The 2,789-nt window shown below is 41.6% G+C and carries 2 protein-coding genes and 1 pseudogene; 1 reads left to right on the top strand and 2 read right to left on the bottom strand.

Annotation, left to right across the window (positions count from 1 at the left end):
* Together RMO79_RS03680 and RMO79_RS03675 are read right to left on the bottom strand one after the other, a co-directional pair.
* Nucleotides 1–439: N-6 DNA methylase (locus RMO79_RS03680; RefSeq protein ID WP_310481704.1), on the bottom strand; the 439-nt coding region annotated here is incomplete at its 3' end.
* 6 nt (nt 440–445) lie between these two features.
* Nucleotides 446–1,099 (bottom strand): annotated as a pseudogene (locus RMO79_RS03675) (restriction endonuclease).
* Nucleotides 1,100–1,220: 121 nt separating this feature from the next.
* Here RMO79_RS03675 and RMO79_RS03670 point away from each other — a divergent pair.
* Nucleotides 1,221–2,789: ATP-binding protein (locus RMO79_RS03670; protein WP_310481702.1), on the top strand; the 1,569-nt coding region annotated here is incomplete at its 3' end.

Below are 2,789 nucleotides of genomic sequence, written 5' to 3'. Positions count from 1 at the left end.
TAGCTTCAATACCTCGTCTATTCTGAAAATTTGACTTGATAGGAAGATTTTGACTATTCAGAATACTCAATTCACTGCTCGTAACCCAAGGAGGATTGCCGACTATGAGAATATCACCTGATAGACTAGAAATAAGAGATTTCCAATCGGTACTAAAAAAGTCCGATTGATATATAGTGGCATTTTCTGAATTCAGATATTCAGATATAGATAGATTTGCGGCTTCGACATATTTTTCATTTATGTCTAAGCCTAGTAATTTTGAATGTGTGAATTCTTTTAGTGCCGCTCTGACAAACGATCCTTTTCCACAGCTCGGCTCTATAATAGATTTTGGTGATATTTTATGGTTTAGCTTGAGAATTTTAACTACTTCCTGTGCAAGTTCATCGGGAGTTTGAAAATCTCCAAATTGACACTTTTCTGAAGACTTTACCATGATTATTTATCGAATTCTAAATATTCCTGAAATACTGCCAGCTTGTTGAATAACTCGGCTGTATTGTAGTCTCCATTGCAGCGCATTTTAGATTGTCAAGTAACCTTGATTCGGGGGCGATTCTAAAATTCTTTCAGCTAACTGATTCGCACCGATTTCATCAACTGGTAGATTTCTTTCCATTATGAAGGCAATAATGTCATCCTTATTCCCTTCTCGATTTAAAATATCTATAAGACCTCTTGTTGTCTTAAAATATGCGGTTCTGCTTCTATCTATAAAAATAGTATGCTGCATATTTAATCGTCCAGTTCTATTTTCAAAATCATCATATTTGTCGTAAACAAAAACTAAAAGATGATATCCTAGCCCAAATATTTTCTGGTTTGCCGATCTAAATGGACAAGAAGATTGTGGTTGTTTGATGCTTGTTACTTTGATATCAACTTCAAGTGTGGGAAGGTCAAGCCCTGATGCTGAATTCCCTTGTTGAGAACTGTACTTTTCAGCCAGATAATCTGTGAATTTGTGTTCGAGATATGTGCCGATAGCTTTTCCATCTGTCACGCCGTAAAGTGCAGGTTCATCGTATAGAGATTCTATTTCAGCAAATTTAGCTGCTTCAGCACACAAATCCTCAATAGTTAATGTTGGCTTCATCCTTAAATGTCAATTCACTTCAATATTAACCGTATACTAGAGTATGTCAGTTTTTTGCAAACTAAATCTCAGTCTTAACTTAACGCTGATAGCACAAATCCCCGTCACAGATAACTTCTCAATGTCTGCTAGCTCACTACCACATCAACATCCAAATATTCACGTCTTGCTACTTGAGGATAACTTAGCAGAGGCCAGGTTGCTGCAAGAAATCTTCAAAGGTACGGTGAGTAGTCAGTTTAGCCTCACTCATGTCAAACGATTGGGCGATGCAATTACCCAGCTCAAATCGAACAGCTTTGATGTTGCACTACTGGATTTAACATTACCAGATAGCGACGGGTTGGGATCTTTAGATGCGCTGATTCACGATGCTCCCGATTTACCAATCGTCGTACTAACTAGCACCAACGATGATGAATTGGCTCTGGATGCGGTCAGACATGGTGCCCAAGATTATCTCGTCAAACGGCAAGTCAATCTAGATATTTTAGTGCGCTCGGTACGGTATGCGATCGAGCGCAAACAAGCAGCCGTGGCGCTGCGGGAAGTTAATGAAACTCTAGAATTGCGCGTCGCAGAACGGACTGCGGCTCTGGCTGCCGCCAATGAATCCCTCCGTCAGGAAATCGAATCGAGAGAAAGTGTTCAAAACCGCTTGGGATTGGCCCAACAAGCTGGTAAGATTGGCACATTTGAATGGAATCTATTGACCGATCGAGTTACTTGGTCGATCGAGTTAGAAGCTTTGTATGGGTTAGCACCAGGTAGTTTTGAGAATAACAATACCTACTGGCTGAACACTATTTATCCCGAAGATCGCCCCAAAGTTGAAGCAGAATTAAATAAATCCCGCCAACTCAGACAGGGACTAGATTTAGAATTTCGGATCGTCGATGCTGATAATAACATCCAGTGGATTGCGATTAAAAGCAATATCTTTCTAGATCGTACTGGCAATCCGACTCGGACGATCGGGATGCACATGGATATTACCGAGAAAAAACAACTCGAACAACAATTCCTCAGAGCGCAACGCCTCGAAAGTCTCGGCACCCTAGCTAGTGGGATTGCTCACGACTTAAATAATATCCTCACACCGATTTTATCAGTCGCCCAACTATTACCATTGCGATTGCCAAATATCGACGATCGATCCCAAAATCTGCTCAAAATCCTAGAATCTAGTGCCCGTAGAGGGGCAGACTTAATTAAACAAATTTTATCCTTTGCCCAAGGGATTGAAGGTAAGCGCGTCTGTCTCCAACCCCATCACCTGCTCGTAGATATCCAAAAAATCGTCCAGCAAACTCTGCCCAAATCGATCGAAATTGACACGGATATTGCCGCTGATTTGTGGACGGTAGTAGGTGATATGACACAACTCCATCAGGTATTGATGAATCTCTGTGTCAATGCCCGCGATGCCATGCCCCAAGGTGGTACCCTGAGTATTCAAGCCACTAATAGATCGATCGATGAAACCTTTGCCCGCAATCATTTAGATGCCACCGTGGGGAATTATGTCCTAATTACTGTTGCCGATACGGGTACAGGAATTCAGCCCCAACTCTTGCACCGCATTTTCGATCCATTCTTCACCACCAAAGAAGTCGGCAAAGGCACAGGGTTGGGTTTATCAGCCGTCATGGGCATTATTAAAAGTCACGATGGGTTTCTCGATGTCCAA

The organism is Chamaesiphon sp. VAR_48_metabat_403 (assembly GCF_031422475.1).
Lineage (GTDB): Bacteria > Cyanobacteriota > Cyanobacteriia > Cyanobacteriales > Chamaesiphonaceae > Chamaesiphon.
Note: the sequence above shows the minus strand (reverse complement) of the source record. Positions and strands in the feature narration are given on the sequence as shown.